This window comes from Lactiplantibacillus daoliensis (genome assembly GCF_005405005.1).
In the GTDB taxonomy this organism is placed as follows: Bacteria; Bacillota; Bacilli; order Lactobacillales; family Lactobacillaceae; genus Lactiplantibacillus; species Lactiplantibacillus daoliensis.
Genome location: NZ_BJDH01000004.1, coordinates 47222 through 63549, shown reverse-complemented (window position 1 = coordinate 63549; position 16328 = coordinate 47222). Strand labels below are relative to the sequence as shown.

Annotated in this window: 14 protein-coding genes; 11 read left to right on the top strand and 3 right to left on the bottom strand. The window is 45.2% G+C overall.

The window, feature by feature from the left end; translation table 11 throughout:
• From FFM64_RS06140 to FFM64_RS06115, 6 genes are all read left to right on the top strand, one after another.
• On the top strand, nt 1–489 hold the full coding sequence (locus FFM64_RS06140; protein WP_137607139.1) for a dihydrofolate reductase: 489 nt from the start codon (nt 1–3) through the stop codon (nt 487–489).
• 107 nt (nt 490–596) lie between these two features.
• Complete coding sequence (locus FFM64_RS06135; protein WP_137607138.1) at nt 597–1448, top strand: DegV family protein; 852 nt, start codon at nt 597–599, stop codon at nt 1446–1448.
• A gap of 88 nt (nt 1449–1536) precedes the next feature.
• Nucleotides 1537–2505, top strand: a complete 969-nt coding sequence (locus FFM64_RS06130; RefSeq protein WP_137607137.1) for an SGNH/GDSL hydrolase family protein — start codon at nt 1537–1539, stop codon at nt 2503–2505.
• 14 nt (nt 2506–2519) lie between these two features.
• Nucleotides 2520–3155 carry a YpmS family protein gene (locus tag FFM64_RS06125; protein ID WP_137607136.1) on the top strand — a complete coding sequence of 212 codons (636 nt, stop codon included), beginning with the start codon at nt 2520–2522 and terminating at the stop codon, nt 3153–3155.
• A 13-nt stretch (nt 3156–3168) separates the two neighbouring features.
• Complete coding sequence (locus tag FFM64_RS06120; protein WP_137607135.1) at nt 3169–3390, top strand: YozE family protein; 222 nt, start codon at nt 3169–3171, stop codon at nt 3388–3390.
• A gap of 30 nt (nt 3391–3420) precedes the next feature.
• A complete protein-coding gene (locus FFM64_RS06115; RefSeq protein ID WP_137607134.1) occupies nt 3421–4914 on the top strand; it encodes a S41 family peptidase in 1494 nt (497 codons plus the stop codon).
• Nucleotides 4915–6538: 1624 nt separating this feature from the next.
• Here FFM64_RS06115 and FFM64_RS06105 read toward each other — a convergent pair.
• The gene (locus tag FFM64_RS06105; RefSeq protein WP_137607132.1) at nt 6539–6787 is read right to left on the bottom strand and encodes a hypothetical protein; all 249 of its coding nucleotides are present in this window, start codon (nt 6785–6787) and stop codon (nt 6539–6541) included.
• A gap of 319 nt (nt 6788–7106) precedes the next feature.
• Nucleotides 7107–7445: a helix-turn-helix domain-containing protein gene (locus FFM64_RS06100; RefSeq protein WP_137607131.1), complete on the bottom strand. Its 339-nt coding sequence runs from the start codon at nt 7443–7445 to the stop codon at nt 7107–7109.
• Nucleotides 7446–7772: 327 nt separating this feature from the next.
• On the opposite strand from FFM64_RS06100, the gene FFM64_RS06095 reads away from it, so the two are divergent.
• Nucleotides 7773–10766, top strand: coding sequence for a hypothetical protein (locus FFM64_RS06095; RefSeq protein WP_137607130.1), 2994 nt, complete (start codon nt 7773–7775; stop codon nt 10764–10766).
• Nucleotides 10767–10936: 170 nt separating this feature from the next.
• On the opposite strand, the gene FFM64_RS06090 is transcribed toward FFM64_RS06095, so the two are convergent.
• Nucleotides 10937–11224: a hypothetical protein gene (locus FFM64_RS06090; RefSeq protein WP_137607129.1), complete on the bottom strand. Its 288-nt coding sequence runs from the start codon at nt 11222–11224 to the stop codon at nt 10937–10939.
• A 319-nt stretch (nt 11225–11543) separates the two neighbouring features.
• Here FFM64_RS06090 and ylqF point away from each other — a divergent pair, with 319 nt between their 5' ends.
• From ylqF to topA, 4 genes are all read left to right on the top strand, one after another.
• Nucleotides 11544–12398, top strand: a complete 855-nt coding sequence (ylqF, locus tag FFM64_RS06085; RefSeq protein ID WP_137607128.1) for a ribosome biogenesis GTPase YlqF — start codon at nt 11544–11546, stop codon at nt 12396–12398.
• Nucleotides 12391–13152 (top strand): ribonuclease HII, encoded by a 762-nt coding sequence (locus tag FFM64_RS06080; RefSeq protein WP_137607127.1) that lies wholly within the window; start codon nt 12391–12393, stop codon nt 13150–13152. The genes ylqF and FFM64_RS06080 overlap by 8 nt, the downstream gene beginning before the upstream one ends.
• A 37-nt stretch (nt 13153–13189) precedes the next feature.
• Complete coding sequence (gene dprA / locus FFM64_RS06075) at nt 13190–14056, top strand: DNA-processing protein DprA (RefSeq protein ID WP_137607126.1); 867 nt, start codon at nt 13190–13192, stop codon at nt 14054–14056.
• Nucleotides 14057–14145: 89 nt separating this feature from the next.
• Nucleotides 14146–16311 carry a type I DNA topoisomerase gene (gene topA / locus FFM64_RS06070; RefSeq protein ID WP_137607125.1) on the top strand — a complete coding sequence of 722 codons (2166 nt, stop codon included), beginning with the start codon at nt 14146–14148 and terminating at the stop codon, nt 16309–16311.
• Nucleotides 16312–16328 lie beyond the last annotated feature (17 nt).

Here is a 16328-nt window from a genome sequence, read left to right as displayed (position 1 = left end):
ATGATTGCCTTAATTTGGGCGCAGGATGAAAATGGACTGATCGGTGCGAATGGTCAAATGCCGTGGCATTTATCCGCCGATCTCAAGCGTTTTAAAGCCCTGACCAGTCATCATACGGTCATAATGGGCCGCAAAACCTTTGATGGATTCAAACGACCCCTGCCCAATCGACAAAATATCGTCTTATCCCATCAAGTTTTAGCTTTGCCCGCGGGTGTCCAACAATTCCAATCGTTGGCGGAATTGTGGGCGTTAAATGCGCAAAAACCGGATGAGCTGATCTTTGTGATTGGTGGAGCGACGGTCTATGCCGCCGTTTTACCGCATGCTGATCGGTTATATCAAACTAAGATTCAACAAGCGTTTACCGGTGACACCTGGATGCCGGCAATTGATTATACGCAGTGGCGAGTTACCGCTGAGCAGACGGTCGATGCTGATGATCAGAACCCTTGGGCGTTTAGTTTTACGGATTACCAACGGCGTTAAATCGACAAGTAACAGTGAAACTAGACGCTTTTTCTGCTATACTAAAATCATTAATTTTATTGTAATGGTTCCGTAAACGTTACATGTATAAGAAAGCGTGGCAAAGTATGACGAAAATCAAGATTGTGACCGATTCTTCGGCAAATTTAACGGACGCCGAAATTGAAAAATACGATATTACAGTGATTCCGTTGTCCGTCATGATCGATGGCACAATTTATATTGAAGATGAAACAATTACTCGTGATGAATTTATCGCGAAGATGGCAACGGCCAAGTCGTTACCAAAGACCAGCCAACCAGCACTAGGGACATTTATCGAAACCTTTGATAAATTAGGTGCCGATGGTTCTGCCGTGGTCTGCATCAATATGCTGGAAGCCATTTCTGGGACGGTGCACACCGCTGAACAGGCGGCTTCAATCAGTAAGACGGATGTGACCGTCATTGATGCGCGTACGACCGATCGTGCCATGGCCTTTCAAGTTTTAAACGCCGCAAAATTAGCTCAAACGGGTGCTGACAAAGAAGCTGTTATTGACATGGTCCATGCGACGCAGAAGCACACTAAATTATTTATGGGTGTCATGACGTTAAATAACTTAGTTGCTGGTGGTCGGATTAGCCGCATCACCGGTGCGATTAGTACCTTATTGAACGTCAAAATTGCGCTGGAAGTCGACGATGGCGCCTTAGACGTGAAGATGAAAGGTCGCGGGGTCAAGGCGATTAACAAATTCTTTGACAAAGTCATCGAAGAAATTATTAATACGCCTAATGTGGTCGAAGTCGCAATTTCACACGTGGGTGCGACGGAACGGGTTGAAGAATACAAGTCTCGACTCCAAGCAGCGCTCCCCAGTCTTAAAGTCAGTGTCCAACCAACGGTGCCAATTATTGCGACCCATGGTGGTCCCGGTGCCTTTGCCGTGGAATTCCATACGCAGACACCTGCTTAAATAGTTGTCGTTGTAAAAAAGAGTTTGGGACACCCCCCAAGCTCTTCTTGTTTTAAGTTAACCCTGAAAGAAAGGTTGTTAGAACTGCATGCGGAAAGTATGGGAAGTTGTTAAAATCGTGCTTGTCTTGGCGATCGTTGGTGGTGGGGCCTTTTGGGGTCTGAATCATGTGTTGCACCCAGCACCAGCAACGACGACCACCACGACAACCAAGAAAAAAGCCGCTAAAACACCTAAAAAGAGCGCTAAGAAAAAAACAACGATCGCGCATAAAAAAGCCATTAACTTGGTGGCGGTCGGCGATTCGCTGACGGAAGGTGTCGGTGATGAAGCTGAAGGTGGCTACGTTGGTCAAATTAAGCAAACCTTGACGAAGAAACAAAAACTGACGGTCTCAGCGACGAACGCCGGTAAGTCCGGTGATCGCAGTGACCAAATTTTGGCACGGATCAACGAATCCAAAACGTTACAAACCAAGATTGCGAATGCGGATGTGTTAACGGTGACCGTTGGTGGTAATGATTTGCTCCAGACACTGGAAGGTTCAGTGACGTCGAATAACACCACGAAGAACGATGCGACTGTTACGAAGGCTCAAAATACGTACGCGCAAAAGTTGACCAAGCTATTTGATAAATTGAAAAGTTTAAATGCCAATGCTTCGATTTTTGTGTTTAGTATCTATAATCCAATTTATGTGAATTTTCCTAATGTGACGGCAATCTCGCAATATGTCGATCAGTGGAATCATCAGACTGAAACCACGTTAGCCAGCTATCCGCATGCTTACTTTATGGATATTAATTCGGTTATGTCACATGGTCAGTACAAGACGGCGGCACAGATCAAGCAACTTGAAAAGTCGTCGACGAATACGGATTTGACGAAGATCACCAATTCGAAGGCCTTGGGTACCGCCTTAACGACCGAATCCAAGGACAATGATTTAATTTCAAATAGCGATAACTTCCATCCGAATAAACGAGGTTATCACGTATTTACGACCAAGCTGTATCAAACCATGATGGCGCATGATGCTTGGCTAATTAAAAAGTAAGGAAGGGCGTTTAGATGAGAGAAGCAAAACGGGCAGCAAAACAACCGGTTGAGAAAAAGTCCCGTGGTCCCGTTAATTTTTGGAAATGGCTGGCGATTATCTTACTAGCCCTTATTTTAGGCGGTGGCGCGTACTTCGGGATCCAAGTCTTTCGGACACCGAATGAAGCCCAATTGGTCACTAGTACCAAAACGACCGATGCCGCCAGTGTGCCAATTAAAATGAATCGGCATCAATTGAACGCTTTAGCAGATTATTACTTAACTGATTTGCAAAAAGGTCAAGATTTGAAATATCGCTTTGTCGTTCGGGCTGATGCAGCTTATTTACTTGGGACGACCCAAGTCCTCGGTCAAAATGTGTCGTTTGTCATTACGATGCAGCCAACAGTTATTAGCGACGGTAATATCTCACTAAAGGCTACGAAGCTGTCCGTGGGAACGATGTCGTTGCCAATTAGCTTTGTGATTAATTATATTAATAATAACTACAAGCTGCCAAAATGGGCTAAGTTGAGCGCTAGAAACAAGACCATTAACTTATATTTGAACAAAATCGTTGGGAAAAATGATGTCCGGTTTAGTGTTGATAAATTAGATATTCCTAACAATGAGTTCAATTTTGAAATGCACATTCCAAAGACCAACTAAGTGAGGCGTGTTCATGCACAAAACGTTTTATCAATATTTAATGACCCAGCGGAATCCTGATAGTACGGAGAGCGAGGCCGAGTTCGCTAATAACGCCTTCTTCGATCCCCAATTTCCAAAACAGAGTAAGGATTTTCACGAGGTGTCACAATATTTAGAATTAAATGCTGGTTATTTGCCATCGATGACCATTTTCGATGACAGCTGGCAGGCCTATTTGGCAAGTGAAGCCTAAGCCAATTTAGTGAGGAAAGAGGAGTCTGGCATGCCAGAACAACCAAAGCAAACAGCAACAAACACGGACGAAAGTGTTAAGCCACCAGTCAAGCCTAAAAAGGGTAAGCGCCGTGTCGGTCTATGGACCTATATTCTCTCGGTGATTGCGGCACTCGTGATTGGGATTGGCGGGACTTATTGGGTCCTAGGTCGTGCGGTGACGCGACAGATCAATAGTATGCAACAAACGAACAGTGCGATGCAGAAGATTCAATCAGTTTACGCAACGATCAGTGATAACTACTATGAACCCGTTAACTCGAATAAATTGGCGAACGGTGCCATCAATGGGATGGTCAGTTCGCTGGGTGATAAGTTCTCTGAGTACATGGATAAAAGTGAGACTGAGAGCTTGAATGATACAATTGATAGTTCGTTCTCCGGGATTGGTGCTCAGGTGCAAAAGGCTGGGAGCTATATACAAATCATCTCGCCAATCGCAGATACACCTGCTAAAAAGGCTGGCTTGAAGCCTAAAGATGTCATCAAAAAAGTGAATGGCAAGTCGATTGCCGGCAAGACGTTGACCCAAGCCGTTAATTTAATGCGTGGGAAAGTTGGGACGTCCGTCTCACTTGAGATTGAGCGTGCTGGTAAGACGTTCACGGTTAACTTGAAGCGGGCCAAAATTCCAGTGACGACCGTGAATTACAAACTGGTCGGTGGTGACAAGAAGATCGGTTATATTACCGTTTCGACCTTCTCAACGAATACGGCTAAGGAATTCAAGACGGCTTTGAAGGCCCTGGACAAAAAAGGCGCGAAGAAGTTAGTCATTGACATGCGGGGCAATCCGGGTGGTTTGATGACGGCGGCCTTGAAGATGGCCTCCATGTTCTTGAAGAATGGGAAGACCATCATGCAAGTGCAGCCGCGTGGTGCCCAAGCCGAAAAATACGTTGCCGGTAAGAAGTACGATGGCGGGTTCAAGGAAACCAAGCCAACCACGGTCTTAATTGATGGTGGGAGTGCTTCCGCCGCCGAAATCTTCTCCGCTGCATTACATCAATCCGCTAATGTTAAATTAGTGGGTTCGCAATCTTACGGTAAAGGGACCGTGCAAACGGTGACGAGCTTTAAGGATAAGACCGAAATGAAGATCACGGTGGCTAAATGGTTAACGCCAGATGGCACTTGGATCAACAAGAAGGGCTTAACCCCAGATATTAAAGCAACTGAACCGAGTTACGCGAGTTTGACGGTTATCAGTAAACCGGATGACTTGAAAGCCGGCAAGGTCAACGATGATGTGAAGACCTTCCAAGAATACTTGAAAGCGATGGGCTATTTCAAGGATGACGTCAATGGCTACTTCGGTAGTACAACGACGGCTGCCGTGAAGGCTTATCAAAAACACGCTAATATCCAAGTGACCGGTAACGTTGACAAGAACACGTTGACGAAGCTGGAAACTGAATTAGCTACTAAAATCAGTGATAATGACAAAGCGTATGATGCCGCGTTGAAATTGATGTCAGAATAGTATATACGAGGCACTCAGTTTAAGAGCTGGGTGCTTTTTTTGTAGCCATTCTTTTTCGAAAAATGACACCGACAATAAAATCAGTGCACGTTTGAAGTGAATATGTCAGATGTGCAGTTTTTGACTTCATTGATTAGCGAAATGAATGCTATAACGAATTATGGATAACATTCACTTTTTAAATAATCTAGTTTGCGAAGAATTTTTCGAAAATTCAATGTCGAATCGATTCATTTACCAGATATAAATGGCATTCTAGTGAGGCTATAAATTATCGGAAAACCTTGTTGTTAAGCAAACTTATATCAACAATTAGTGAACCCTATACGAGCGAACTCCCAGGAACGTGCACTGGTTGAATTGTTGCAAGATGGAACAAATTTAGATATGGGTCAAGTCAGTCCAATTTATGAGCGTTCTTTGAATCAGGCCAATAAAAACCTCACTGGGTTTTTATTGGCCTGATTCAAAGAATGACATGCAAAATCAAGTGAGATAACTACTGACAGAAGCAATCAAGTGGACATTTCTGCAATGGAAATAAACCAAAATTAGAAGGATAATTGCTTGTAAAATATCATTGACTAATTAATGTTGATGAGTGAAAGTAATGTAGTATCTAATTAAAAGACGTGTTAGGGTGGAGAAACATATGAGAGATGTTGAAGCAATTGAAGGTGTAGTTGGTAATCTAACAAACGTAAATCGGGCGGAGTCGTATGCCCGATTAGGTAGTGCGAGTTATGCGGTTATGGTGTTTTATCTTTGTCCTGATTTTGACATCGGCCAGTAGTCTTGAAGGAGTATGGATTTTTGTAGCGATTTGGGCTACTTTGATAGTGCTAATATGGCTTAGCTTGTATAAATATGGACGTTCTTCAATAAAAAAAAACAGATGATGAAATGATTAATACTTTTTACATTTTTTTTTAACAGCAACAAATGGATTCACTGCCTTTAATTACTAAATACATTGACATTGAAAAGGAGAGACGTCTAAAGCAGCGAAAAGAAAATGGTACTGTTTTTGCAACGTTTATGAGCATTACAACTATTTTTCTATCTGTTATGTTGGCATACACGGTTAATGGATTTGCAAAAACAAATTCTTGGACAGGAATAGCACTCGAAATTCTTATTTTTTGGCTTTATGCAATTTCGTTTGTGCCTGGTATTAGGGTTGTTAAAAAGTATGTGTTCACTGCTACAAATAGTTTGCTAGATGAAACTATTATATTATTGGAAGACGTAAATATTAAGATTCTCAAAGAACAGGTATCAAGTCAAAGTGTAAATTATCATTCGAGTTGTCACCCTCGAAAGGGTTATTAAAAATCTTAAAGTAACGTGTAAATGGTCTATAGGTCTAGGTGGTTGGGCTAGAGATACATTCTAAAAACTTTATACTATTGCATGGATTCAAGAAAAAATGTACTGTGTAAAACGATTGAATATGCAACTTTTTGGTAGTTGGGAATTTACGCAGGTAACTAAATTCTGAAAAATGGTGTTTAATGGATATCTGATGATCTTTTTTGAGAGTCGAAGTCTATTTTGAAGATGATAGATACAAGTAGGAGAATGGGTGAATTTCTCTTTATTGGGCTACGTATGTTGTAAGTCGTTAAGCGATTACAATGACTAAACGACCATTTGCTAAATTCTTGTAACAGTTCCTGTAGCGTACTTTGGTAGGAATTTGTTTCAGATAGTGTTTAATCCCAGCAATATTGTAGGGTGCTAACTCAGACTGTTTAAGACTAATCTGATGTGTTTGTTGCAAAGTGTATAGTTGTTGTGGGGTCAGGATGATTCCTGCTTGGTCTTCCAAGTCATCCACAACTTGAGCAATGATTTCTGGGTAATTAGTCATTATTTGATAAATCTCCTTGAAGTTTTTTTCTGAGACTACGGTTATTCACGCTATGTTTATGGTAACAAGGAGAGGCACGGGAAATACCAGTACTGAGTACCGTCATGGTTAGTACTCGTAAAAAATGACTAACAAAGTGGCAAGTTATTAGTCATAAAATTGCCTATTAAACGGAGAAACTCGGTCAAAGAAATACAGGCGTGACTGACAATTTTGTTTTTGAAATATCCAATATAGAGGAAAAGACAAGCTGATTATCTAAAATCAGCTTGTCTTTTTTTCGTAAAGGAAATATTTACCCCAGTAAAGTACATAAGGTTTATTCAGTTTGACTCACTTTTAATAATTCTAAAACTTGTTTGCTTATTTCTTCCCGCGATTTGTCAGTCAATCGATTCAAATAGGTGTTTAGTTGCCGCTGATTCGGCCCACCCTGATCAATGGGCTGTGTGTTCGTGCCAGTCATTAATGAGTCCATCGACAGTCCAAGGGCTTTGGAGAGTTTATATAAAGTGTTTGCACTAATTTGCTTAGCGGCGCCCCGTTCAACTTTAGACAGATAATTGATCGTTAAATCGCTCAACTCTGCTAATTGTTCTTGGGTCATGCCCTGGTTATGTCGTTCCTGTGCAATGTTGGCGCCAACGTTGTTATCCATACATAAAATACCCCCTTGTCATAATTTATCCTACTTACAACAAAGGCTAAATATTTTTAGAGTACAAAAGAAGTTCTTGTCGGATTATAAAATAAGTGTTCTAATAGACACATAAGACAAATAGGTCTTAATTAATTATTAAAATTATCAAGTGTAGGCGGGGCGTGATATGGGTCGGAAAATTTAGAGGTTTTTGGTTTAATCATTGTTTGGACTCGTCAGACCATTGGCACATTCCGACTGTTCCAATTGGACGGGTCAGGGCCTAAATTAGGTTGACGTTTTTGGATTTAAATTAATTAAGTTAACAAGGAGAGGTTTTTAGATATGAATAAGAATGTTAAAAATCACAAGCTTGTAATGGCCGCTGCAACGGCGACAGCTGCTTTAGCTACGACGGGGGTCGTTACGACAACGGCACATGCCGATACTGCAACAGCCACGACTGACACTTCAGTGACCGCCACCGCGAAGACGACCACTAAGAGTCAAACACCGGTCGAATCAGCACAGTCAAATGTCAATGACGCGCAATCAAATGTTGATAGTGCTAAGCAAGACCAATCGGCAGCACAAGGTAACTACGATACTGCTGCGGGTAAGACGGCTGCTGCTCAAAAGGCCGTTGATCAAGCAACTAAGAGCGTGTCAGACGCTAAAACTGACGTTGATAATAGTCAAAAGACGGTCGATCAAAATCAAGCTGCCACGGATCAAGCCCAAAAAGATGCCGATGCGGCGACACCAGAAGCAAAGGCTGATGCCCAATCAACCATTGATTCAGCGAAGCAAACGCAAACCGATGCCCAAGCAGCACAAGACTCAGCGCAGAAAACAGTTGATACGGATACCCAAACCGTTGCCGATAACCAAAAGACGGTTGACACTGCCACGGATGCTCAAAAGACTGCTACGACTGACAAAGCTAGTGCTGATCAGGCTGTAACTGATGCCGAAACGGCTATGGACACCGCTGCGGCTCAAGCAAATGTTGACAAGGCTCAGAATAATGTTGACACTGCGACACAAAATCAAACGGACGCGCAACAAAAAGTTGATACCGCCACCGCTGATAAAACTGCTGCTGACCAGAACGTCACCGATACAGCCAATGATTTGGCAACAAAGACGGATGCTCAAAATGCCGCTAACACGACTTTGAACAATGCCACTAGTGATGAAGCTGCGAAGGGGACGGCGGCTAGTGATGCTCACGCTGCCGTGGTTGCTGCGCAAAACGCTTTAAACGCCGCTCAAACGAGTGTCAGCACGCCGACTAACGCGTCGGTATCGGTCTCACAAGCCTTCCGTGGTGCCGTACAAAACTACATCAAAGATTCCAAAGCCGGTGCCGCTACCGGAACCTTAACTAATGACATGACCGCTATCGGCAACGCGCTTGGTAATCAAATTGATAACGGTGCAATCAAAATCAGCTACACCGGTAACACAGCTAATGATTCCAAATCATTCAGCACCCAAAATGATTCTGACGGTTACAACCACGCCTTAGAAGCCTTGAACAATGATGAAATTGCGGAATTACAACAAGCCTTAGCCGGTGCGATTAACGAACTACGGGTCCAATTAGGCATCATTCCAGATGTCGGTTACGTTGAAGTTAACCAACAAGCCAAAGATATCGCCAAGACTTTAACTGGCATGTCTGGCAATATCACCACGGCGTTAAACAACTTGGCTAATAGCACTGGTGTTTCCAAAGGCATGTTATCAAAAATCGTCAATTCCGACAATCAAGATTTCGGTATTATTGACAGTGGCGGGATTATCAAGAAATCGTTAACCTTAAAAGATGTCAAACAATTCATGATTGACTACTACATTACACAGCCTGTTGAAATTTTAGGTACTTCAATGTATTCAAACCCATCCGTTGCCGTTACGAGTGACGCTAATGAATTACTTGGCAAGCAAGTCTTAGGCATTACTAAGGCACAACTTAACAACAACCCGAACGGTGCCAATAGCTTCTTCGGCATGTGGGAAAGTAAACTCGGAAACACCGGCAACACACCACTTGTTTTCCGCATGGCAATCATCCCTGATACGGAAGATGCCATCATCACACCAGGCAGCTACAATAAGGCCGTTTTGCCAACCCCTGGACTGAAAGTTGCCTCAACGGCTGACACCACTGCTTTGAAGGCAGCGGTCCAAGCCGCTTCTGATAAAGAAACTGCGGCCAATGCCGCGCACGCTGACGCTCAGACGGCCTTACAAACAGCCCAAACTGCTTATAACAATGCCAAGGATGCCGTTAACACCGCAACGACTGCGCATAATGATGCTGTTGCCAAGCAAACGGCTGCGGCAACCGCCTTGAAGACGGCTAATGATAATTTAGCGGGGGCTAACCTGGATTTGACGGCCGCTCAATCGAGCCTGAAGAACGCTCAAGCCGTCTACCAAGAAAGTTTGAAAGATCCTGAAGTTAAGCAAGCGGCCTTAGATGCAGCTAAAGCGACCGCTGCGACTGCGGCTGACAATTTAACCAAAGCCCAAGCCGCTTTAGATACCGCTAATGCTGATTTAACGACTAGCAAAGATACCTTAACCCGTGATGAAACGACCCTCACGACGGCCAAGGCAGCTTTAGTTAAAGCGAACCAAGACGTTACCGATGCTGAAGCTGCCTTAGCTAAGCTCGAGAATGCCCCACAAGTTTTAGCAGATGCCAACGCTAGTTTAGCCAAAGCACAGGCTGATTTAACCGCTGCTCAGGATAAGTATGCTGATGCTCAGACCACATTGAAAGCTGCTCAGAGTGCGCTGGAAGCGACACAACCCGCCACTGCCCAAGCCAAAGCGACCTTAGATCAAGCCAATGCTAACTTGAAGACTGCCGAAGCCGAACTCGCAACGGCGAAAGCCAACTTGAAATCAGCTCAGGACGCCGAGACCTTGGCCGAAAATGTTGCCCGTGAACAACATCGGCTTGCCAGCGAAAAGGCGGCCCAAGCAAACGGATATCACATTGCTGGCGATCAAGTCCTTGACAGTCACAACCAAGTCGTCAATGGCTGGAAAGTCGTTAACGGTCAAATGGTTGATGCGTACGGTAATATTATCAAGGTAGCGACCGATAACACCGGTTTAAAGCAAACCGCTAATACCGCCACGGTTACGCCGGCCGCAACGACCATGAGTCGGGTTGCCCGCAAAGCCGCTGAAGGCCAACAATTACCACAAACTGGTGATGCCACCGATCAAAGTCGAGGAATGTTCCTGCTGGGATTGACCGCTGTGATCAGTTTGTTCGGTTTTGCTGGTTATCGTCGTGGCAAGCATGCTCAAGATTAAGCTTTTTTGTTAATAGTATTAAGACAAAAGTGAGCGACTGACATTCACTTGAAGGTCAGTCGTCACTCACAAATAGTTAGATTGCTAAGAAACGTCACTTGAAATAGTGGCGTTTTTCTTTTGCACGACGTTTGAAAAAAGAACCCCGACCGCAGTCGAGGTTGCTGAGGCTAACTGGCCTGAATGGTAACGAAGCGCGCGGTGGTCAGGATGGTCACAATTAAGCTGTTGTCTGAGAGCCGTTGGTAGCAATCCCAAACACGTTTCTGCACCGGTGTCGCCTGCAAATAGACTTTAAGTCCGGCAATGTTGTAAGCTGTGAGTTCCGCGGGGTCAAAACAGAGCTGATTGGTTTGTTGTAACTCCCGTAGCTGAGTGGGCGTTAAGATGATGCCAGCCTGAGTCTCTAAATCATCGGTGATCTCGTCCAGTACTGCTTGAAAATGAGTGTTGTTCATAGTGATAGCCTCCATAAATTTTTTTGAACCATGGGCTAAAATAGACGCCTTGGCGTCTGGGGCTTGGGCTGGTTTCTCAAGCGGGCCAAACACGTCAAGCTGGCAGATTGGTCGGCAGCGAGTAGTCAGTGTCGTCGTGACGCGAATGGTCGGAAGATACCACTGGTTATGTGTTAAAATGGAAATGCTGATTTATGGCGTCGAGCGAGAGTGACGGATTAATTAAACAGAAGTCGTTCGGCGAGCAAAAAGGAATTTTTAACGATAAAATGATGAACATCGGGTCTTGAAACCCGCAAGATGAAAGGAATTTATAGACATGGCAAACATACAATGGTATCCAGGTCACATGGCGAAGGCCATCCATCAAGTCGAGGATAAGCTACACCTCGTTGACTTGGTCTTTGAACTAGTCGATGCGCGAATCCCCGAAGCTTCACGGAACCCAGCCATCGAAAAGGTGATTCAAAATAAGCCTAAATTAGTTATCATGACGAAAAAGGATCTCGCTGATCCACAAATGACGGCCGCCTGGGTTGCTCATTATCGGGAGCAAGGGCAAGTCGCGATTGCGGTCGATTCACGGAATCGGAATACCGCCAAGCAGATCACGGATGCCGCGACGACGATGTTGGCGGACAAAATTGCCAAGATTGAAGCACGTGGGATCACCAATCGACCAGTCCGAGCCGTTTGTGTTGGGGTCCCTAACGTGGGTAAATCAACACTTTTGAACCATATCGTTAATAAGAAAATCGCGCAAGTCGGTGATCGGCCTGGGGTGACGAAGAGCCAACAGTGGCTGAAAGCTTCTAAAAAGCTGGAACTCTTGGATACCCCGGGGATTCTGTGGCCGAAGTTTGAAGATCCCATTGTCGGGACGAAATTAGCCGTTACTGGTGCCATCAAGGAAAACATTTATCCCAATGATGATGTCGCCCTGTATGCGCTGACGTTCTTCAAAAAATATCATGCAGATCAATTGATTGCCCGTTATCATGTGACGCCGGAGCAATTGGCGTTAAGCGAGCCAGAGCTGCTCGTTACCATGACGAAAAATGTCGGGATGCGCGATGATTGGGAACGGTTCTGCGTGGCGTTCCTATTGGATATCCGTAAAGGACGGTTAGGCCGCTTTACCTTAGATTTGACTGGGGCGCAACCAGATGCCTGAGTATACGGTCGCAGACTATAAGCGCTTATTAGCTGATGAGCCTAGTGACGCGGTACTTGCCACCGCACAGGCTGACTCCCGCAAAGGGGTGCAACAAGCGTATCAACGTTATTTGAAACAGGCCGAAAAGCAGGCTAAATTGTTGGCCCGTTTTAATCAACATATGTCCTTGGAACGTCATTTTTGGCAAGCCGGTGGGCAATATGTCGCCGGTATCGATGAAGTCGGCCGAGGACCGCTCGCTGGGCCGGTCGTCACGGCAGCAGTTGTGCTACCACAGGATTTTGATCTCGTTGAAGTGAATGATTCCAAGCAACTCACGGCCCAAAAGCGCGCTGAACTGATGCCCAAAATTTTGAGCGAAGCGGTCGCGGTTAGTCTTGGCGTGGCGGATGCACCAACCATTGATCGACTGAATATTTATGAAGCCACGCGGGTGGCAATGCGGCAAGCGGTCGAAAATTTAACCGTTCAGCCGACGTTGTTATTAGTCGATGCGATGCAGATTCCGGTGCCGATTCACCAAAACCGTTTAATCAAGGGTGATGCGAAGAGTGCCAGTATTTCTGCGGCCAGTATCGTTGCTAAAGTTGCCCGTGATCACTTGATGACGATGTATGATCAAGTATACCCAGGTTATGACTTTGCGGACAACATGGGTTATGGTACGGCCAAACACCTTGCTGGGTTGCAACAATTCGGCGTCACACCAATTCATCGGCATTCTTTTTCGCCGGTGCGAGACGCAGAATAATTGCGGTTGCGTAGTTAACTCTTAAAGAGGTGACTAAATGCATTTACGCAGTTTATTGATTCGTTTACACTTGGCCGAGGGAATCGGGTATGCTGGCATCGCGAAGGTCTTACACGTTTGTTTGCGCCAGCATCGTGTTTTGACGACCGTCGCGGAGATTAGCCAAGCGGCACACTTAACGACCAAGGCGGCCCGTCGATTTCGGACAGATTGGGGAAGTGACCGCTTTAATCAGGCGATTGAATGCCACCGTGGGCTGGCTATTTTGACGATTTTAGATACCGATTATCCAATAACACTAATGGAGAGCTACCAGCCACCATTAGTGTTATTTTTGCAAGGCAACCGGAGCTTGTTGGCCACCACTCAGTTGGCGGTGGTTGGCGCTCGCCGTGCCAGTCCGTATGCTGCTCGCTGTGTCGAACAACTACTGACCCCACTGGCGACGAGCAATTTGACGATTGTAAGTGGTTTAGCGCAGGGGACGGATAGTTGTGCACATCACCAAGCACTCCGACTCAAATTGCCAACGATCGGCGTGATTGGGACTGGGCTTGACGTGGTCTATCCCCGTACCAATTTAGCCTTACAGCGAGAAGTTGGTCAGGTTGGTTTACTAATTAGTGAATATCCCCTTGGCAGTCCGCCGGCACGATTTCATTTTCCCGAGCGGAATCGAATTATCGCCGGCTTGTGCCAGGCAATCGTGGTCGTTGAAGCCCGTGAACATTCTGGTAGCTTGATTACTGCGAATTTGGCGTTACAAAACAACCGCAATGTCCTCGCAGTGCCTGGACCAATTGACGCACCAATGTCCGTTGGGTGTAACCAATTAATTCTAGCGGGAGCCAAACCGGTACTAAATTCGCGACATATAATAGAAGAGATTTACCACAAAATTTGACAAGCCCGAATTTTTGAAATATGATTACAAGGATTTGCAAGTGCAAATGCCCCAAATAATCATGATCAAAAGCGTAAGGAGCTGATCAAGTGGCTGCTAGTACAACAACAAAAGCCAAGCAGGCGGCAACAAAGAAAACTAGTACCCGAAAACCAGCCAAGAAGACCGCTACCAAGCGGCGCACTCGGCAAACGGGCAAAAAATTAGTGATTGTTGAATCACCATCAAAAGCAAAAACGATTGAAAAATATTTAGGCCGTTCCTATAAGGTCGTGGCCAGTTTAGGTCATATTAGAGATTTACCAAAAAGTAAAATGGGCGTCGATGTTGATAATAATTATGATCCCCATTACATTTCTATCCGTGGTAAGGGTGATGTGATCAAGGGATTACGGCGTGAAGCCAAAAAGGCCAAAGCCGTTTATCTCGCATCTGACCCGGACCGTGAAGGTGAAGCCATTGCCTGGCACTTATCTTACTTGTTGGGTTTAGACCCTAAGGATAAGAACCGCGTGGTCTTCAACGAAATTACGAAAGACACCGTCAAGAATGCGTTCAAGGAGCCCCGTTCGATTGATATGGATCTGGTGGATGCCCAACAAGCACGGCGAATTTTAGACCGGTTAGTGGGTTATTCGATCAGTCCATTGTTGTGGAAAAAAGTCAAAAAAGGCCTTTCCGCTGGGCGGGTACAATCCATTGCGTTAGATTTGATTATTCAACGCGAAAAAGAAATCAAAGCGTTTGTCCCACGAGAATATTGGACGATCGAAAGTGAGTTCCAAAAGGGTCGTTCGAAGTTTATGGCCAGCTTTTACGGGACTCATGGCAAGAAACAACCGTTGGACGATAATGACGCGGTCCAAAAGATTTTGGGTCAGTTGGATCGCAAAGGCGATTTTGACGTGGTTAAAGTCGTTAAAAAGGAACGGAAACGGTTCCCAGCACCGCCATTTACCACGTCAACCATGCAACAAGACGCGAACCGGAAGTTAAATTTCCGGACACGTAAGACCATGATGGCGGCCCAACAATTGTATGAAGGAATCAACGTCGGCGGTAAAGAAGGTAGCGTGGGGTTAATCACCTATATGCGGACCGACTCAACGCGGATCTCGTCTATTGCTAAGCACGAAGCGTCACAGTTCTTACACAAAGAATATGGGGCTGAATACGCGGCAACGAAGCCAGTTAAGGGCAAGTTACCAGAAGGTGCTCAGGATGCCCATGAAGCGATTCGGCCGTCATCCGTTTTCCGGACCCCTGCTAGTATTAAAGACTATTTATCAAAAGACCAATTCCGGTTGTACCAATTAGTCTGGTCACGATTCGTAGCCAGCCAAATGACGCCGGAAGTATTAGATACGATGGCCGTCACCATTGACCAAAATGACGTGCAATTTCGTGCGAATGGGTCGAAGACAAAGTTCGCCGGGTTCACGAAGATCTATGACAAGACCGAAAAGAACAATGTCTTGCCTGATTTAGCGGAAGGCGACGTGGTCAAGCTAAGCAAGACCGATCCGCAACAACATTTCACCCAGCCACCGGCACGTTACTCTGAAGCCAACTTAATCAAGGCCTTGGAAGAAAACGGTGTGGGTCGCCCATCGACGTATGCGCCAACCCTGGATACGATCCAACGGCGGTATTACGTCAAATTGGAAGCCCGGCGCTTTGTGCCAACCGAGCTTGGTGAAATCGTCAACGACATCATCTTGGAATATTTCCCAGATGTCGTCAACGTTGGCTTTACGGCTAAGTTGGAAGAACAATTGGATGCGACCGAAGAAGGTCAAGAAGACTGGGTTAAAGTCGTCGATAGCTTCTACCAGCCGTTCTCCAAGGAAGTGACCAAAGCTGAAGAAGGCATGGAGAAGATCCAGATCAAGGATGAACTTGCCGGCTTCAACTGTGAGCTTTGCGGGGCACCGATGGTCGTTAAGATGGGTCGTTACGGTAAGTTCTTTGCTTGCTCACGCTTCCCAGACTGCCGGAATACGAAGCCAATCGTCAAAGAAATTGGCGTTATTTGTCCGCAATGTAAGCAGGGACAAGTCATTGAACGGAAATCCAAGAAGAACCGGATCTTTTACGGCTGTTCCCGTTTCCCAGAATGTGACTTCGTTTCCTGGGATAAGCCCATCGGTCGTGATTGTCCTAAGGATGGTCATTATTTGGTCGAAAAGAAGGTCAAGGGCGGTAAACAAGTCCTTTGTCCTAATGGCGATTACAAAGAAAATGTTCAAAAATAAATAGTTGAAGCGTTATT